The sequence below is a fragment of the Haloferax mucosum ATCC BAA-1512 genome (genome assembly GCF_000337815.1).
Classification (GTDB): Archaea; Halobacteriota; Halobacteria; order Halobacteriales; family Haloferacaceae; genus Haloferax; species Haloferax mucosum.
Genome location: NZ_AOLN01000011.1, coordinates 80,702 through 95,427, shown reverse-complemented (window position 1 = coordinate 95,427; position 14,726 = coordinate 80,702). Strand labels below are relative to the sequence as shown.

Below are 14,726 nucleotides of genomic sequence, written 5' to 3'. Positions count from 1 at the left end.
CAGATACTTAAGAAACCATACATAATTACAAATGTAATGGTCACGGTGTCTGTCACCGCGAAGTTCCACAACCCCTCCCTCTCACGGCGCAAAGAGTGGCAACACGCCTCTCGCCTCTACCGTGACACCAAACAATTCTGCATCGACGGATGGGAGAACGACGACTTCGGCAAGTCCGTGACCACAGCCAGCATTGACAACGACCTCTACTCGGCCATCCAGAACCAAGCCATCCGAGAGGCGAAATCTGACCACAACAAGGATGGAGAAGTTCGATACCGAGAGAGCCAACCATTCGCCGTCAACAACCAGAACTGGGAAATCGACACGACCGAGAACGGCACGGTCGTCGTCGGCTTCCCATGCGTCTCTCAATGGTGGTACACTCCTATCGAAGTGTACGACGACATTGCCGACCCTGTTGACCGACTGGTCGAGGGTGACGCAAAGAAGACACGGCTACAGGTGTACCGCCGTGGTAACGACTGGTTCTGTACGTTCAACATCGAGTACGACGCTGACACGTCGGGTGAGACACCCATTGGTGTCGATATTGGTGAACGGCACATCCTCGCTGTGACGGCCTGCGGTGAGGACGAGTCGATGCTGGTTGCAGGTGGTGAGGCGAAGTTCGTTCGACGCAAATATCGTTCCCTACGCAATTCGCTATCAGAAGCGGGTGCGCTTCGCGCACGTAACCGGGTGGGTGACAAAGAACAGCGTCGGATTAAGGACTTGAACCACAAACTCTCCCGTCGTCTCATCACGTTCGCGGAACAATTCGAGAACCCCGTCATTCGAATCGAAGACCTCGAAGGTATCCGCGAGAACAGTTCGTGGTCGGGTGTCCACTCGTGGCACTTCCACCAACTCCAACAGTTCATCACGTACAAAGCCGAACACTCTGGTATTCGCGTCGAGAAGGTTGACGCCTACCATACCAGTCAGCGATGTTCCGCGTGTGGTTCAATGGGAACTCGTGATGGCGACCACTTTTGGTGTTCGGAGTGCGGTCGGGGACGCCACGCCGACCTGAACGCTTCTGAGAATATCGCACAACGGGAGGGTGAACCATGCACGGCCTAACACTTCAGGTGAGGCGAACCGTGCTACCTCGCTGGTTGAATAGCCAGCCGTCGTTGACGCCCGCTGTATGCGGGGAGGAAGGCCCCATTGACAGGGCTACACGCGCTGTAACGCACACCGTTGGTCACAACTCGGTGGCAACCTTCGACGGGTCACGCGAAAGCGTACTTGAACCCCGAGGAAACGCGCAACCTGAATATCCACTTCGTGGAATCCTCGCCCTTTAGGGCGGGGAGGATGTCAATTCGCCTACTTCACCAACTTCTCCGCACCACCCACTTCGGCCAGTATCCGTTGGCTCGAACTGCATCTCACTCGGTCGTGGAGAGGGTCACACAGCGTAGTCGAACTACTCCGCCAGCGCCGACTCCAGACTCGACGCGACCGACCGCGCTTTCTCCGCGAGTTCCGCCGAGATATGTCCGGCTTCGACCGCTTCGTCTAACTCGTCGTCATCGACGCGTTCGACGGTCCCGTCGGTGTGTTTCACCACGTCGACGTGGAGGTCGATGTAGCGAATCTGGTCCGGGAAGCACTCCACCGGGGTACAGATGTTGACGTAAGTCCCCTTCACCTCGCCTTCCGAACTTCGGTAGACGGTCGGATACCACCAGCGCCCTTCGCGGAACTTCGTGACCGCTACGTCTCCCGACTCGCGGTCGACGCCAAGGGCGTCGTAGGTGCCGCCGCCGGTCATTCCCCGGCGAACCTCGATGGTGCCTTCGGGGTCGTACTCGGCTACCTCGCCCGACCCGAGCGTGATGAGCCGGCCGTCGGGCTTTCCGTGGCCGATCTTCACGTCGTCGCCGTCGAGCGGACCGAACTGCGCAGTGACCACGTCAAACGGGAACTCGCCGTCGCCGACCGAGGCACAGAGCGCCTCCGCGAGGTCGACACCCGCGGAGGCCTTGGGAGACGCGGCCTTCGTCCGGTGGTGTCCGGGCATCGTCGTCTCGACGGCCCGGCGGTACTCGTCGAGTTCGAACCGGGTTTCGCGGCCGAACCAGACCCAGTTCGCCGCCGTCGGTGCGGCGACCGCGCGGGGCGCGTCTACCGGGTCATCGAAGACCGCGTCGAGTTCGGCGGCCACTTCGGCGGCGCGGTCGAGGGCGTCGTTCAGCGCGCCCATGTCCGCGTCAACGGCATCTCTGTGCCAGCGGATGCCCCACCCGTCGGGCGGGTCGCCGCCGAGCAAGTCGGTCATCCCGGCGAGTTCGCGGGCCGCGGCCTCGTCTCGCGTATCGACGCGGACGCCTTCGGTGTCAGGTTCGAGCGTGGCGAGACCGGCGATGGCGCGGATGTCGCCCGTGAGTTCGGCGCGGCGCGAGGCCCACGGCGGGGCCGACCCGGACACTTGGACACGAACCTCGTCGCCGACCTCGACGCGACCGTCGATGTCGCCGTAGGAGAGGTAGCCGTCTGTCTCACCGAGGTCGCAGACGGCACCGCCGCCGAGGGTCTCTGTCACACGGGCGTCGAACACTGCCCCTTTGGGTGCCGGGTCGTCCCACGCGAAGGTGTCGATACCGAGGGCACACAGTTCGTCGGTCGCAGTGGCGACCGCGTCGGACGTTCCCGTGACGCCAACACCCTGTCGGTTTCGCGTGGTTTCGACGGACACGTCGTGGTCCGACGAGTCGAACTCGGCGTCGAATCGCTCCTGAATCGGCGGAGACGCCTGCACCACGTCGTGGCCGGCGTCGAGGAACACCCGCGTCAGTGCGGTCGTGTAGATGCCGCGGACGCGGACCTTCATAGGTCGTCGGGGTCGCGGGCGAACTTCACGCGCGCCTCGACGGTCGGCCCAAGCGAGAGTTCGACGACGTCGTCGGAGAGGACTCGGCCGCCCTCGATGGGGACGCCCCACGAGTCGAATTTGAGGTAGCCGCGGAGGGACGCGCCGTGCGTGTAGAGGTCCACGTGGTCTACGTCGTGTTCCTGTACGTCGGTGGCGCTGTGGGCCATCTCCATGTCGGAGTAGAACCTGCCGCCGTCGCCGAAGAACCGTTCGAGTTGCTCGGCGTCCGATTCGACTGCGTCGCTCACGAGGTCCGACGCGGCCCGGAGGTCGTCGGTGTCGAGGCCGACCTCGCGGAGCGCCGCCTGTTCGCGGGGGTCGAAGTGCATACGCGCCCTTCGGAGTCGAGGGTTTAACTTCGCTCGGTCGGGCGCGACGACGCTCCGGGGCGAAGGTATTACCCGACGGGAATTCTCTCTTTCACGCAATGAAACGGAGACAAGACCCGGTCGAACGCGCCGCAGACGGGGAGACGGACCTCTACGACATCGCAACGTGGGAGGAACGAACCTCCGTGGACGGACTCGTGGTCGCGTTCCACTGGCTGTTACACGTTTCGTCCCGGGCCGTGATTATCCTCACCGCGTTTCTCATCTTGGCCGGTATCGGCGGCCTGTCGGCTATCACCGACCCGCAGGTCGGACTTCTCACGCTTCTTTCTGCGCTTCCGGCGCTCGGTCTCGCGGGCTACGTCTACTACACCGACGTCACCGACAACGAACCGCTTTGGTTACTCGTCGTGACGTTCCTCCTCGGCGTCCTGACAGCCACGTTCGCGGCCGTCCTCAACTCGGTACTCAGTAGCCTCGGCCAGCAAATCGCCGGCGAGCTATCGCTTTCTATCGGCTTCCTCGGGTCGGTTATCTTCTTCTACCTCGTCGTCGGTCCGGTCGAAGAAGTCGTGAAACTACTCGCCGTCCGGCTCTACGCCTACACGCACGACAGTTTCAACGCCGTCATCGACGGCGCGGTCTACGGCGCAATGGCCGGGCTTGGCTTTGCGACCATCGAAAACGCCCTGTTCATCACCCGAAACCTCCAAGCGTCTGGACTCGACGTCGGCGTCGGGAGCGGTCTCGGAATCATCACCGCCGGCGGCACGATTACGGCGATTCGTGCGCTCGCCGGGCCGGGCCACGTCATCTACTCGGCCATCGCGGGCTACTACCTCGGTCTCGCCAAGTTCAATCAAGAAAACGCCGGGCCAATCGTCATCAAGGGTCTGCTCCTCGCGGCGCTCGTCCACGCGACGTACAATACGACCGCCGGCCTCGGAACGGTCGCAATCGCGGGACTGACCGGACTCGGCGAGTTGCCGTCGTTCCTCGTCTACGTCATCATCTACGACGGCATCTTCGGACTGTACCTCATCGGAAAACTTCGGCGCTACAGCAAGGCGTACCACGACGCCCACGACAACGGCCCGAGCGCGGCGGCGTTCACGTCCGAACGGACCGAGTTCGAAGACTAACTGCGCGAGTTTGAACCCGACTTCGGCCTCGACTCCTACCTCCGCCGACCCGAACGCGGACTCGTTTCGAACACGCCTTCGTTCGGTTCGACGCTACTCCGCGAGCAACTGCTCCGCGTAGCCGTCGAGCATCGACTCGACGTACTTCGCTATCACATCGACTTCGACGTGAACTGCGTCGCCGACGTCTTTCTCGGAGAGCGTCGTCAGGTCGTAGGTCGTCGGGATGATAGCCACCGTAAAGGAGTCCTCGCGGCGGTCGGCGACGGTGAGGCTGATGCCGTCGAGACAGACAGACCCCTTCTGGACGACGTACGTCGAAAGCGACTCGGGGAGGTTGAACTCGAAGAACCAGTCGTCGCCGACTCGTTCGACGTTTCTGACCGTCGTCGTTCCATCGACGTGGCCCTGTACGATGTGGCCGTCGAAGCGGCCGTCGGCCGCGAGCGCACGTTCGAGATTGACTCGGTCACCCGCCGCAACCTCGCCGAGGTAGGTCTTTTCGACGGTCTCGGCCGCGAGGAAGACGTCGAACCAATCGGGTCCGAACTCCTCGACGGTCAGGCAGACGCCGGAGACGGCAATCGATTGCCCGTGGTGGAGGTCGTCGAACGCGAGGTCCGTCTGAATGCGGAGGCGGCGGCCGCCGTCGGTGTCGGTAACCTCGACGATTTCGCCCGCCCCTTCCACGATTCCAGTGAACATACCAACCGCTTCGGGAGACGCAACTTAATGATTCTCGTTTCTGTTTGTAATCACGTTTCCGTGATGGACTTGGCCGGGTGCGGTCTCACCTTGCGACCGCCACCGTGTGAACCATGTTACCTCGTCAATACAATTTTACCCTTATCGACCGCAGAGACCGTATGGACGTTCTCTCACGGCTTCAGAGCAGTTTCGTGACTGGGTTGATTCTCGTTGCGCCCCTCGCCGTGACGCTGTTCGTCCTTCAGTTTGCCTTCAATCGAACCACGGCGACGTTGCGCCCGCTAGTTCGCCAGATTACGCCGTTTCTCGCCGGCGCGCTCAATTACTCGGGCGACATCGCCCTCGTCTCGCAGGTCTTGGCGGCGCTCACCATCGCGGCGGCAATCTCGCTTCTCGGCTACCTCGCGTCGATAAGTCTCGGCCAGCGACTCTTCGGGAGTTTCGAGCGCGGCGTCCGCCTGCTCCCGCTCGTCCGAACGATTTACTTCGGCGTCCGGCAAGTCTCCGAGTCGCTCACCGAACCCACCGCCGGCTACGACCGAGTCGTCCTCGTCGAGTACCCGCGCGATGGACTGCACTCCATCGGATTCGTCACCAACGAAGCACCCACAGTGGTGTCTGAGGCGACCGAGGAGACGCTCTACACGGTGTTCGTCCCGCACAGTCCGAACCCGACCGCCGGGGCGCTCATCATGGTCTCCGACGACGAAATCCGCGAACTCGACATGCCGGTCCGCCGCGGCCTGCGTCTTCTCGTCACCACCGGACTGAGTGTCGATGACCCCGAAACGCTCCCGTCGGGTCCGGCGGCGTACTCGCCGTCGAACTCGGTCGGGTCCGACGAGACCCACGCCGACAAGAGAGACAGACCCGGAAACGAGACAGACCGACCCGCCGACGACGAGGCGCACGCCGAGTGACCGTCTTCGCGGCGCGACCCGTTTAGATTCCCCACAGGAGCGTGATTCCGACCGACGTCACCACCGTCAGGAGAAGTTGGAGCGGCGCGCCGACGCGGAGATAATCGGTGAATCGGTAGCCACCCGGTCCGTAAACCATGAGATTCGTCTGGTAGCCGATTGGGGTCATGAAGGCCGTGCTCCCGCCGAAGGTGACGGCGATGGCAAAGCCGAACGGGTCCGCGCCGAGTCTGAGCGCCGTGTCGATGGCGACGGGAAGAATGAGGACGACGCTGGCGACGGGCGTGATGACGTTCGCTAACAGCCCCGTCAGTAGGTAGAACGCGCCGATAACGGCGATTGCGGGCAGAAGAGGGGTGACGACGCCGAGTGCGTCTGCGATGAGGCCGACTCCACCGGTCAACTGGAGCGCGCGCCCGAGCGGAATCACTCCCGCGAGGAGGAAGATGACGTTCCAACTCACCGCGTCGTAGGCGTCGCTCGTCGAGAGACAACCGGTCGAAACCATCGCCGCGACGCCGCCGAGCGCGGCGATTGCGATGGGGACGATGCCGAGCGCCGCCAGTGCGATGACCGCCGCGACGATGCCGAACGCTCGGCCCGTCGTCGGCGACAGCGACCCGTTTTGCTCCATGACTCGCTCGGAGACTTCGCTCGTCACGACGAAATCGCCGCTGTCTCGGAGATACTGCGCCGTCTCTTCTGTCGTCTGTAAGAGCAACGAGTCACCGACGCTGAGTTCGATGTCTTGGAAGTGTTCGCGGACGAGGTCGCCGCCGCGTCGGCGCACTGCGAGGACCGTCGCATCGTATCGCTCGCGCAGGCGCGCGCCGCCGATAGTGTCGCCGACGAGACCCGATTCCCTCGGGACGACCAGTTCGACGAGTGCCACGCGCTCGGGGTTGTCGAGTTCGGCGTCGGTGACGGACGCCCGCGGAAGAAATCGCAGGTCGGCGAGGTCGCAAAACTGGCGGATGGTCGCGGGGTCGCCACGGACGGTGAGGATGTCCCGCGCCGCAACCTCTCTGTCGGAGTCGGTTGCGATGAAGTGTTCGCCGCCGCGGAGCACGTCGAGAATGTTGGCGTTGAGGTCGCGGTGAGTGTCGTCTGCGACTTCCTTGACCGGGGCGCCGACGAGTGGCGACCGCGACGTCACGAGCACGCGGGCGAGAAACGGTTCGACGCCGTAGTTCGCCGTTCGGTTCCCCGGTTCGATTCGTTCGGGAAGGAGCCGCGGAGCGACGACCAACAGGTAGACCGAACCGACGACGAACACGAGCGCACCGAGGGGCGTAAAGACGAACATCGAAAACGGTGGGTTCCCGGTCGTGGCGGCGTACGCCTCGCTGGCGACGAGATTCGTCGCGGTGCCGATGAGCGTCAGCGTCCCGCCGAGCATCGAGGCGTACGAAAGCGGGATGAGGAGTTTCGATGGCGACACCTGCGCTTGGTCGGCGAGGTCGGACACCATCGGGATGAACACCGCCACGACCGGCGTGTTGTTGACGATACCGGCGATCGGTCCCGTCAATCCGACGACCGCGCCGAGCAGTCGATTCTCGTTTCCGTTCGTGAACCGCGAAATCGCACTGCCGAGCAGTCGAATGGCTCCCGTCCGGCGAACCCCCTCGCTGAGGGCGTACATCGAGAGAATCGTGATGGTCGCCGCGCTCGAAAAGCCAGACAGCCCCGTCTGGAGGTCAACCTGCGTCCACGGTTCGAGGACAACGAGCGCCACGATGACGCCGATTGCGGTCACGTCCGGCGGCGCGACTTCGGTCACGAAAAGAAGCATCGTCACGGCCACGAGCGCGAACACCACGAGCATGCCGGACGTGACAGCTACCATATGGGTTGTCTGCCCGGGAGCGGCTTAACGGTGTCTCGAATACGACTCGTGAGACGGTGGAACAGAGCGCGGACGCGTCAGGCGATTTCTCGGTACAACGTTTGAGGCGCCGACTCACTCCCGGCTCGTGACGGGCCGCGGTATTTTTGTCCACCCGTCAACTATCGACGCGCAATGGGACTCGGAATCTTAGAGATGGTCGGTCTCGGTGCGACTCTCATCTTCGCCCTCCCGGTCGGCATCTACGGCATCAACCGCCTCGCCGACGGGCAGATGCTCTTCGGAGGCGGAATGGTGCTCCTCGCCGTACTGATGGTCACGCTCCCGCGGTATCTCACCACACCGCAAGACCTGCCGTCGATGGCGGCCGAAAAGGTCGTCGGCGGCGTCACGAAGAACGCGGACGACGAGCAGTAGTCACAGCCCGCTCCGGACCGACCGCAGTCTCTCGATTGTTCTCTCAGACGGATTCGAACGCCGCCAGCTTGCTCACCACTGCCGTGGGTCGAGACCAGTCGGCGCATCGACGACCATCTGCGGGCCGTCAGCGCCGACCACGAGCACGTCCGTCAGTTCGACGCGCCCGTGTTCTGCGTGCGTGACCGCGGCGCGGACGCGGAGGACGTTCCCGGCCGCCAGTTCGGTATCGCCGTCGAGCGTCGGGGCTTCGCGGGCAGAGAGACCGATGCCACCGCCGACGTCTCTCGTCACTTCGCCGTCCATCGAGAAGCCGAACGCGCCCGTTTCGGCCCGGATTTCGCTCCCGAGGAAGCCGGCGCTCGCGCCGGGGTCGGCTTCGACGAGCGTAACGTCGCGGGCGGCGTCACAGGCGACGTGCGCTCGGCGCTCCCAACCGCCGCCGGATTCGACGACGAAAGTTCGCGCGAGCGCGCCCCGATAGCCGCCGGGACCCCGCGGCGCGACCGAGACGACGATTGGCTCACCAGCGATGAGTTCGACCGCCGAGTCGTCCTTCGGACCGCCGCCTTCGTCACGCTCGCTCCGGTCTCGCTCGACGCCTCCACCGCGTTCGGCGCTTTCACTTCGACTCCCTGCTCGTACTGTCGTTTCGCCCGCGGCATCGACGCCCTCGACCGCGAGCCTCGCGTTTACCTGTCTGCGAAGTCGTTCCGCCGACAGCGGTGCGCCGTCCCAGACGAGCACGCCGTCGGGACCCATCCCGTCGGCTTCGTCGGCGACGTTCGACCGGGCGAGTATCTCGGCGGCGCGGGCGACAGCGCGTTTTGCGGCCCGTTGCGTCGATTCGATGGTCTCACGCTCGGTCTCGTCTTTCACTGCGCGCGCGTCTCTGACCGCCGCCGTCGAGGCGAGGTCGTAGCCCGCCGATTCGAGGTGGAGTGCGGCGTCGTGCGGAATCGTCCGAGACGCGAGGACGGTGCCTTCGGATTCGGACGCGGACGCGGCCAGAACCGCGGCCGCGGCTTTCCCGGCCGGTCTGTCGTCGGTGCGAACGGATGCCGCGTCAGCAACGACCGGAATATCGACCGTCGATGGAACCCGGAGATGTGTCTCGCCGGCGGCGCGGACGAACACGAAATCGGTGTCGAGTCGGCGGCCGGTGAGGTAGCGACCCGTCGGGCCATCGCCGCGACAGACGGCGACGAAGCCGACGGCGTCGCGCTCGTCGATGGCCGCGTCGATAGCGGCACCGCCTCGGGGACCGGACGGCACGCTGGATTACGCCTCGGGTTCGGGTGCGGGCGGTTCCTGTGCCGCATCGACGAGTTCCTGTGCGTCTGCCTCGCGGATTTCGTTGTGGAGGAGGACGCTGATGGGAAGCGTCGGCGCACCGCTGACGAGGTTTTCGAGGATGATGAGGCGCTCGCGGGCGCGGGACATGCCGACGTAGAAGACGCGGCGCTCGTTGTCGGTCACGAGCGGCACGGGACTCGTCGTCGCCGTGAACTCCTCGATGCCGCGGGCGTCGAGTTCCTCGTCGGAGACGGACGCGGCCATCTGCTCGACGACCTTCTCGGTCAGGTCCGTCGCCATGAAGACGTGGTCGGCCTCACGACCCTTCGCGGAGTGGATGGTGCCCACGCGGACGCGGTTGGGGTCCATGCCCTGATACTCGCCGGAGAAGTACGCGTCGATGGACTTCCGCTGGAAGCTCGTCACTTTGCGGACCATGTCGCTTGCGGACCCGCTACCGGGAGCGAAGGGCGCGAAGTTCTTGACCTCCTTCGGCTCGAACTCGATGTTCGTGATGTCTTCGACACCCTCGGTCTCCTGTCGCTCGTCGATGGCGTCGAAGAAGTCGTCGCGGTCGTTCGTTCCGAACGCGGAGTCCTGTAGCATGTCGGCGAGCCGACGCGCTTCCAGCCCATCGACCGGTTCGTCGGTCTCCATAGCTTCGACGGCGTTGACGTACTGGGTGAGCCGGTCGGTCCACATGCGCTGGTCGGTGAGCGTCGAAAACGGGATGCCCGACGGGAGGAACTCGTCGATAAACTGGAACATCTGGTAGCGCGCGCGGAACAGGACCATGACGGTTCCTTCGTCCTGCTCGACGGTGTAGCGGACGTTCCGGGCGAGTTCGAGCATCGACGGACTCTCGACGGCTTCGACCGCGCCGCCTTCCTTGCGGGGTTTGAGGTCCTTTTCTTGGCGTTTGTCGATGTGACGTATCTCTCGATTGACGACGTTGAGGACGTTCGACGGGAGGCGGTAGGAGTTCGGAAGCACCTCGTCGTTGTCGCGTTCGGCGTCGAGAAGCAGGTTCGGGTCCGCACCCTGCCACGCGTAGACGACCTGGTCGTCGTCGCCTGCGATGAGGACGCCCGTCATGTGCGGTTTCCACTCCTCGTACACGTCGTACTGGAGCGTCGTGATGTCCTGGAACTCGTCGATGACGAGATACTCGACGTTCGGGACGAGCGCGCGTTGCTTGACCCGTTCGAGCATGTCGGCGAAGCCGACGAGGTCGTTTTCACCCTTGTAGGCCCGCCACGCACGGATGGCTTCGGGGATGTCGATGCGGTCGTCGTCGGACGGCCACGTCGGGGTGTACTTGTTTCCTTCCTGCGCGTTGGGGTCTACTTCCGGCGGCAGGCGAACTTCCTCGACGTTCCACTGGAAGGGCACGTCGTACCAGTCGGCCACGTCGCGGCGGGTGCGCTGGAGCCACTGGCTCGTTGCGATTACCTTGTTTCCGATAGTGGTCGAGCGGGCGGTCCGACGGCCGGCACCGCCGTACTCGTCTTCGAACTCGATGCCGTACTCCTCGCAGAACCCCTCTTTGTCCTTCTCGCCGACGACATCGTTACGGGAGAGGCTCAGGAGTTCGTACGCCTTCGCGTGCATCGTGGAGACGTTCCCCTTCAGCGAACGCGGGTTGATATCGAGTCGTTCGGCGAGTCGCTCGCGGACCTCGGCCGCCGCGGCACGGGTGTACGAGACGACGAGAATATCGCGGATGGTGACGCCGTCTTGTTCGAGAATTTCCTCGACCTTGTCGAGCAAGGCCGTGGTCTTCCCGCTTCCCGGCCCTCCGAACAGGCGGGTGACGGTCACGTCGGAATCGCTCATTGTACACGTTCACGGCCTTATCTGTGATAAGCGACGTGCTTCGGACGAGGGCGAACGCGCCCGGTGTGGAATCGCTCGCCGGGCGTTCGCGGACGCACCGTCAAACAGGTGAGTGCGTCGAGAACAGGTGCTGTGGCTTGGTCAGTTCAGTACGGACGCGTCAGACCTCCGGCACCCACCCACACACGGAGCAGGTTGCCGCGCCCATGTCGTGCAATGCCCCGCATTCGGGACACTGCAATTTGTTATAGGATCGGTCCCAGCGTACCGGTTCCGTCTCGTGACCGCGGTCGGTCAAGAACTGGTCGAACAAGTCGTCACTGGGTGCTGAGGCCATACATGACATGGTATGACATACCCCTATTTAGTTCCTGCGACGAGACTGGTTTCCCGAGAATCGCCGCGGTAGCGCCTCTCGACGACTACAGGTCGTAGAGTTCGCCGTACTTCGATTCGACGTAGTCGAGGAACGCGTCGGCGGCGAAGTCGTCGCCGGTCGCCCGTTTCACGAGGTCGTTGGTCTCGTAGCGGCGGCCGTGCTGGTGGACGTTTTCGCGGAGCCACGTCCGAAGCTCACCGAACTCGCCGTCCGAGAGCTTCTCGTCGAGACCGTCGATGTCCGCCGCCGCGGCGTCGAACAACTGCGCGGCCATGATGGACCCGAGCGAGTACGTCGGGAAGTAGCCGAAGTTGCCGTACGCCCAGTGGATGTCCTGGAGACAGCCTTCCGCGTCGGTTTCCGGGCGGATACCGAGATACTCCTCGTATTTGTCGTTCCACGCTTCCGGCACGTCTTCGACCGCGAGGTCGCCCGAGACGAGCGCGCGTTCGAGTTCGAACCGAATGACGATGTGGAGGTGGTAGGTCAGTTCGTCGGCCTCGACGCGAATGAGGTTGTCTTCGTACACCTGATTCGCCGCCTCGTAGGCTTCTTCGACCGACGCGTCCACCGCGGAGAAGTGCTCGGTGAACGTGGGCAGGAAGTGCTTCCAGAACGCGCGAGACCGGCCGACGTGGTTCTCCCAGAGACGCGACTGCGACTCGTGGACCGAGAGGTCGCGGTCCTCACCGAGCGGCGTCGCGTAGTGTTCGTCCGGCAGGCCGAGCGTGTAGAGCGCGTGGCCGAACTCGTGGATGGTCGAAAACAGCGACCCGAGCGGATCGGACTCGTCGTAGCGGGTGGTCACGCGGGCGTCGAACTGCGTTCCCGACGAGAACGGGTGCGGCGCGGTGTCGAGGCGGCCGCGGTCCCACGGATAGCCGAGCGTCGAGAGTGCGTCGCGGGCGAGCGCTTCCTGCTCGTCGGCGGCGAACTCGCCTTCGAAGGCGTCGACGGCGAGTTCCGTGTCGGACTCGCGGATGTCTTCGATCATCGAAACGAGGACTTCGCGGACTTCGGCGAGAATCTCTTCTGCCTGTTCGAGGGGCAAGCAGGGTTCGTACTCCTCGAAGAGCACCTCGTAGGGGTCGCGGTCGGGGTCGATGTGCTCGGCGTACTTCCGCTTCAGTTCGACGTGTTTCTCCAGATGGGGCGCGAACTCCTCGAAGTCGTCTTCGGCTTTCGCCTGCTTCCACGCCGGAATCGCTTCCGAGGACGCCGCCGAAATCTTCTCGACGAGGTCGTTCGGGACGCGAACGGCGCGCTCGTAATCGCGGCGGAGTTCGCGGAGCACGTCGGCCTGTTCGTCGGTCGGGTCGTCGGCTTCCGCGGCTTCCAGCAACTCGCCGAACTCGTCGTCGGTCAGGAGTTCGTGGCCGAGTGCCGAGAGCGCAGACATCTGTTGAGAGCGCGCGGGCGTCCCCTCGTCGGGCATCATGACCTGTTGGTCCCACGAGAGAATGCCGCCAGCGTTCTCGACGTTGGCGATTCGCTTGTACTTCGTGAGCAGTTGCTCGTATGCCGATGCGGCTTCGGTGGAGGATTGTGCCATACCGGTCGGGTCGGAGCGGAGGCGTATTAAATCGCAGGAGGCGGCTATCGATGCGGGTGGTTTGCGTCGTAGACGCGCCTTCTCGGGGACCTTCGAACCGGTGACGCGACAGTCGTGGACGACCCCGCGAAAGCTCTTGCAAGACACGACGCGAACCCGCGAAAGCCCCCAGTGGACTGGACGGCGGTCGTCGCAGGTGATGTATTCGAGGGCCGTCGCAGACGTGTCTGGCCGCTCTCACCACCCCTCCACAAGCTCCCGATACGTCTCGTAACACCGCTCCAGCACGTCCAGCGACACGCTCTCGTCTTCCGTGTGCGCCTCGCCGGGTTCCGAGGGACCGTAGACGACACAGGTCGTCCCCGCCTGTGCCAACCATCCGGCGTCGGTCGCGTGGGGTTTCGTCACCTGCTGTGGCGTCTCGTCGCCGCGGGACTCGTGGACTGCGCGGGAAACGTCCAAAACGCGGTCGGCGAAGTCGGCGTCGTCACACGCCATCGGCGGGAGGTCCTGTCCGACGACCCACTCGACGCCCGCGACGGACTCAGCCTGCGAGAGGTCGGCGTAGCCGCCGGGGACGGTCCGCTCGTCGATGGTGACCTCACACCGGTCCGGGATGACGTTCCACGCGCTCCCGCCGTCGATTTCGGTGACGGCGACGCTTCCCGAGACGGCGTGGCCGAGGACTTCGGCGTCGGGGACGGTCAGTTCACGAACCACGCCGACGGCGTCACAGGCGCGATAGACGGCGTTTTCTCCCTGTTCGGGTTCACTCGCGTGGCTGGCGGTGCCGGTTGCGACGAGCGTGCTCGCCCGGCGGCCGCGGTGGGCGACGGCCACGTCGGTTCGGGCCGGACCGGAGTAGTTCGTCGAGCCTTCTGCGACGATGGCGTAGTCGAGTTCGAGACCAGCGTCGAGCGCGGCGCGGACGCCCGTACCGCCGACTTCCTCGCCGACGAACGAAGCGAACGCGACCTCGCGGGACGCGTCGGCCGCCGCGTCTCGAAACGCGAGCATCGACGCGGCGACGGCACCTTTCATGTCCGACGCGCCGCGACCGTAGAGGCGACCGTCCCGCGTTTCGACCACGTAGTCGCCGCTGTCGGTCACTTGCCTGTCGGCCGGCGGAACGACGTCGTGGTGGCCGACGAGGGCGAGCGAGTCGCCGACGCCCGAGTTCGCGCGGGCGACGACGTTCTCACTTTCATCTCTGAGAACTTCAGCGTCGGTCTCGTCGCGGAGCCACGCCTCGATGAAGTCTCCGACAGCGGTCTCGTCTCGATGGCTCGGAATCGAGACGAGGTCCGCCGTAAGTTCGTGAAGTTCGTCCATGCGACTACTTCGGGTTATTGACACAAAAGCCTGCGGCGTTCGACGCGGCAGAAGCGAGTTATCAGTGAGTGAGAACGGCCGA

At 64.2% G+C, this 14,726-nt stretch carries 13 protein-coding genes; 4 read left to right on the top strand and 9 right to left on the bottom strand.

The features are described from left to right. The first annotated feature begins 36 nt into the window (after nt 1–36). Nucleotides 37–1,086, top strand: a complete 1,050-nt coding sequence (locus C440_RS07205) for an RNA-guided endonuclease InsQ/TnpB family protein (protein WP_008319686.1) — start codon at nt 37–39, stop codon at nt 1,084–1,086. A gap of 349 nt (nt 1,087–1,435) precedes the next feature. Here C440_RS07205 and C440_RS07200 read toward each other — a convergent pair whose 3' ends face one another. Beyond that, nucleotides 1,436–2,842 (bottom strand): DUF402 domain-containing protein, encoded by a 1,407-nt coding sequence (locus tag C440_RS07200; protein WP_008319685.1) that lies wholly within the window; start codon nt 2,840–2,842, stop codon nt 1,436–1,438. Then, nucleotides 2,839–3,213, bottom strand: coding sequence for a DUF7532 family protein (locus C440_RS07195; protein WP_008319684.1), 375 nt, complete (start codon nt 3,211–3,213; stop codon nt 2,839–2,841). The genes C440_RS07200 and C440_RS07195 overlap by 4 nt, the downstream gene beginning before the upstream one ends. 98 nt (nt 3,214–3,311) lie before the next feature. Between C440_RS07195 and C440_RS07190 the strand changes: the two genes are divergently transcribed. Continuing rightward, on the top strand, nt 3,312–4,355 hold the full coding sequence (locus C440_RS07190) for a PrsW family intramembrane metalloprotease (protein ID WP_008319683.1): 1,044 nt from the start codon (nt 3,312–3,314) through the stop codon (nt 4,353–4,355). A gap of 93 nt (nt 4,356–4,448) precedes the next feature. Here the strand turns inward: C440_RS07190 and C440_RS07185 are convergent, their stop codons facing one another. Then, a complete protein-coding gene (locus C440_RS07185) occupies nt 4,449–5,060 on the bottom strand; it encodes a riboflavin synthase (RefSeq protein WP_008319682.1) in 612 nt (203 codons plus the stop codon). Between the two features lie 161 nt (nt 5,061–5,221). Here C440_RS07185 and C440_RS07180 point away from each other — a divergent pair, with 161 nt between their 5' ends. After that, on the top strand, nt 5,222–5,983 hold the full coding sequence (locus C440_RS07180) for a DUF502 domain-containing protein (RefSeq protein ID WP_008319681.1): 762 nt from the start codon (nt 5,222–5,224) through the stop codon (nt 5,981–5,983). 22 nt (nt 5,984–6,005) lie between these two features. On the opposite strand, the gene C440_RS07175 is transcribed toward C440_RS07180, so the two are convergent. Beyond that, nucleotides 6,006–7,832, bottom strand: coding sequence for an SLC13 family permease (locus C440_RS07175; RefSeq protein ID WP_049915503.1), 1,827 nt, complete (start codon nt 7,830–7,832; stop codon nt 6,006–6,008). A gap of 174 nt (nt 7,833–8,006) precedes the next feature. On the opposite strand from C440_RS07175, the gene C440_RS07170 reads away from it, so the two are divergent. Beyond that, nucleotides 8,007–8,249 carry a DUF7533 family protein gene (locus tag C440_RS07170; protein WP_008319679.1) on the top strand — a complete coding sequence of 81 codons (243 nt, stop codon included), beginning with the start codon at nt 8,007–8,009 and terminating at the stop codon, nt 8,247–8,249. 72 nt (nt 8,250–8,321) lie between these two features. On the opposite strand, the gene C440_RS07165 is transcribed toward C440_RS07170, so the two are convergent. From C440_RS07165 to C440_RS07150, 5 genes are all read right to left on the bottom strand, one after another. After that, nucleotides 8,322–9,524, bottom strand: coding sequence for a M24 family metallopeptidase (locus tag C440_RS07165; protein WP_008319678.1), 1,203 nt, complete (start codon nt 9,522–9,524; stop codon nt 8,322–8,324). A 6-nt stretch (nt 9,525–9,530) separates the two neighbouring features. Next, nucleotides 9,531–11,381: a UvrD-helicase domain-containing protein gene (locus tag C440_RS07160; protein ID WP_008319677.1), complete on the bottom strand. Its 1,851-nt coding sequence runs from the start codon at nt 11,379–11,381 to the stop codon at nt 9,531–9,533. 160 nt (nt 11,382–11,541) lie between these two features. Beyond that, nucleotides 11,542–11,718 (bottom strand): HVO_0416 family zinc finger protein, encoded by a 177-nt coding sequence (locus tag C440_RS18190; protein ID WP_008319676.1) that lies wholly within the window; start codon nt 11,716–11,718, stop codon nt 11,542–11,544. 85 nt (nt 11,719–11,803) lie between these two features. Further along, entirely contained in the window at nt 11,804–13,312 is a 1,509-nt protein-coding gene (locus C440_RS07155) for a carboxypeptidase M32 (protein WP_008319675.1), read from the bottom strand. A gap of 237 nt (nt 13,313–13,549) precedes the next feature. Beyond that, entirely contained in the window at nt 13,550–14,644 is a 1,095-nt protein-coding gene (locus C440_RS07150) for a M20 family metallopeptidase (protein ID WP_008319674.1), read from the bottom strand. Nucleotides 14,645–14,726: the final 82 nt, after the last annotated feature.

Excerpts from the sequence above, each read along its gene's own strand:
- C440_RS07205 (WP_008319686.1), top strand. The coding sequence starts at position 37 with ATGGTCACGGTGTCTGTCACCGCGAAGTTCCACAACCCCTCCCTCTCA.
- C440_RS07200 (WP_008319685.1), bottom strand. The coding sequence starts at position 2,842 with ATGAAGGTCCGCGTCCGCGGCATCTACACGACCGCACTGACGCGGGTG.
- C440_RS07195 (WP_008319684.1), bottom strand. The coding sequence starts at position 3,213 with ATGCACTTCGACCCCCGCGAACAGGCGGCGCTCCGCGAGGTCGGCCTC.
- C440_RS07190 (WP_008319683.1), top strand. The coding sequence starts at position 3,312 with ATGAAACGGAGACAAGACCCGGTCGAACGCGCCGCAGACGGGGAGACG.
- C440_RS07185 (WP_008319682.1), bottom strand. The coding sequence starts at position 5,060 with ATGTTCACTGGAATCGTGGAAGGGGCGGGCGAAATCGTCGAGGTTACC.
- C440_RS07180 (WP_008319681.1), top strand. The coding sequence starts at position 5,222 with ATGGACGTTCTCTCACGGCTTCAGAGCAGTTTCGTGACTGGGTTGATT.
- C440_RS07175 (WP_049915503.1), bottom strand. The coding sequence starts at position 7,832 with ATGGTAGCTGTCACGTCCGGCATGCTCGTGGTGTTCGCGCTCGTGGCC.
- C440_RS07170 (WP_008319679.1), top strand. The coding sequence starts at position 8,007 with ATGGGACTCGGAATCTTAGAGATGGTCGGTCTCGGTGCGACTCTCATC.
- C440_RS07160 (WP_008319677.1), bottom strand. The coding sequence starts at position 11,381 with ATGAGCGATTCCGACGTGACCGTCACCCGCCTGTTCGGAGGGCCGGGA.
- C440_RS18190 (WP_008319676.1), bottom strand. The coding sequence starts at position 11,718 with ATGGCCTCAGCACCCAGTGACGACTTGTTCGACCAGTTCTTGACCGAC.
- C440_RS07155 (WP_008319675.1), bottom strand. The coding sequence starts at position 13,312 with ATGGCACAATCCTCCACCGAAGCCGCATCGGCATACGAGCAACTGCTC.
- C440_RS07150 (WP_008319674.1), bottom strand. The coding sequence starts at position 14,644 with ATGGACGAACTTCACGAACTTACGGCGGACCTCGTCTCGATTCCGAGC.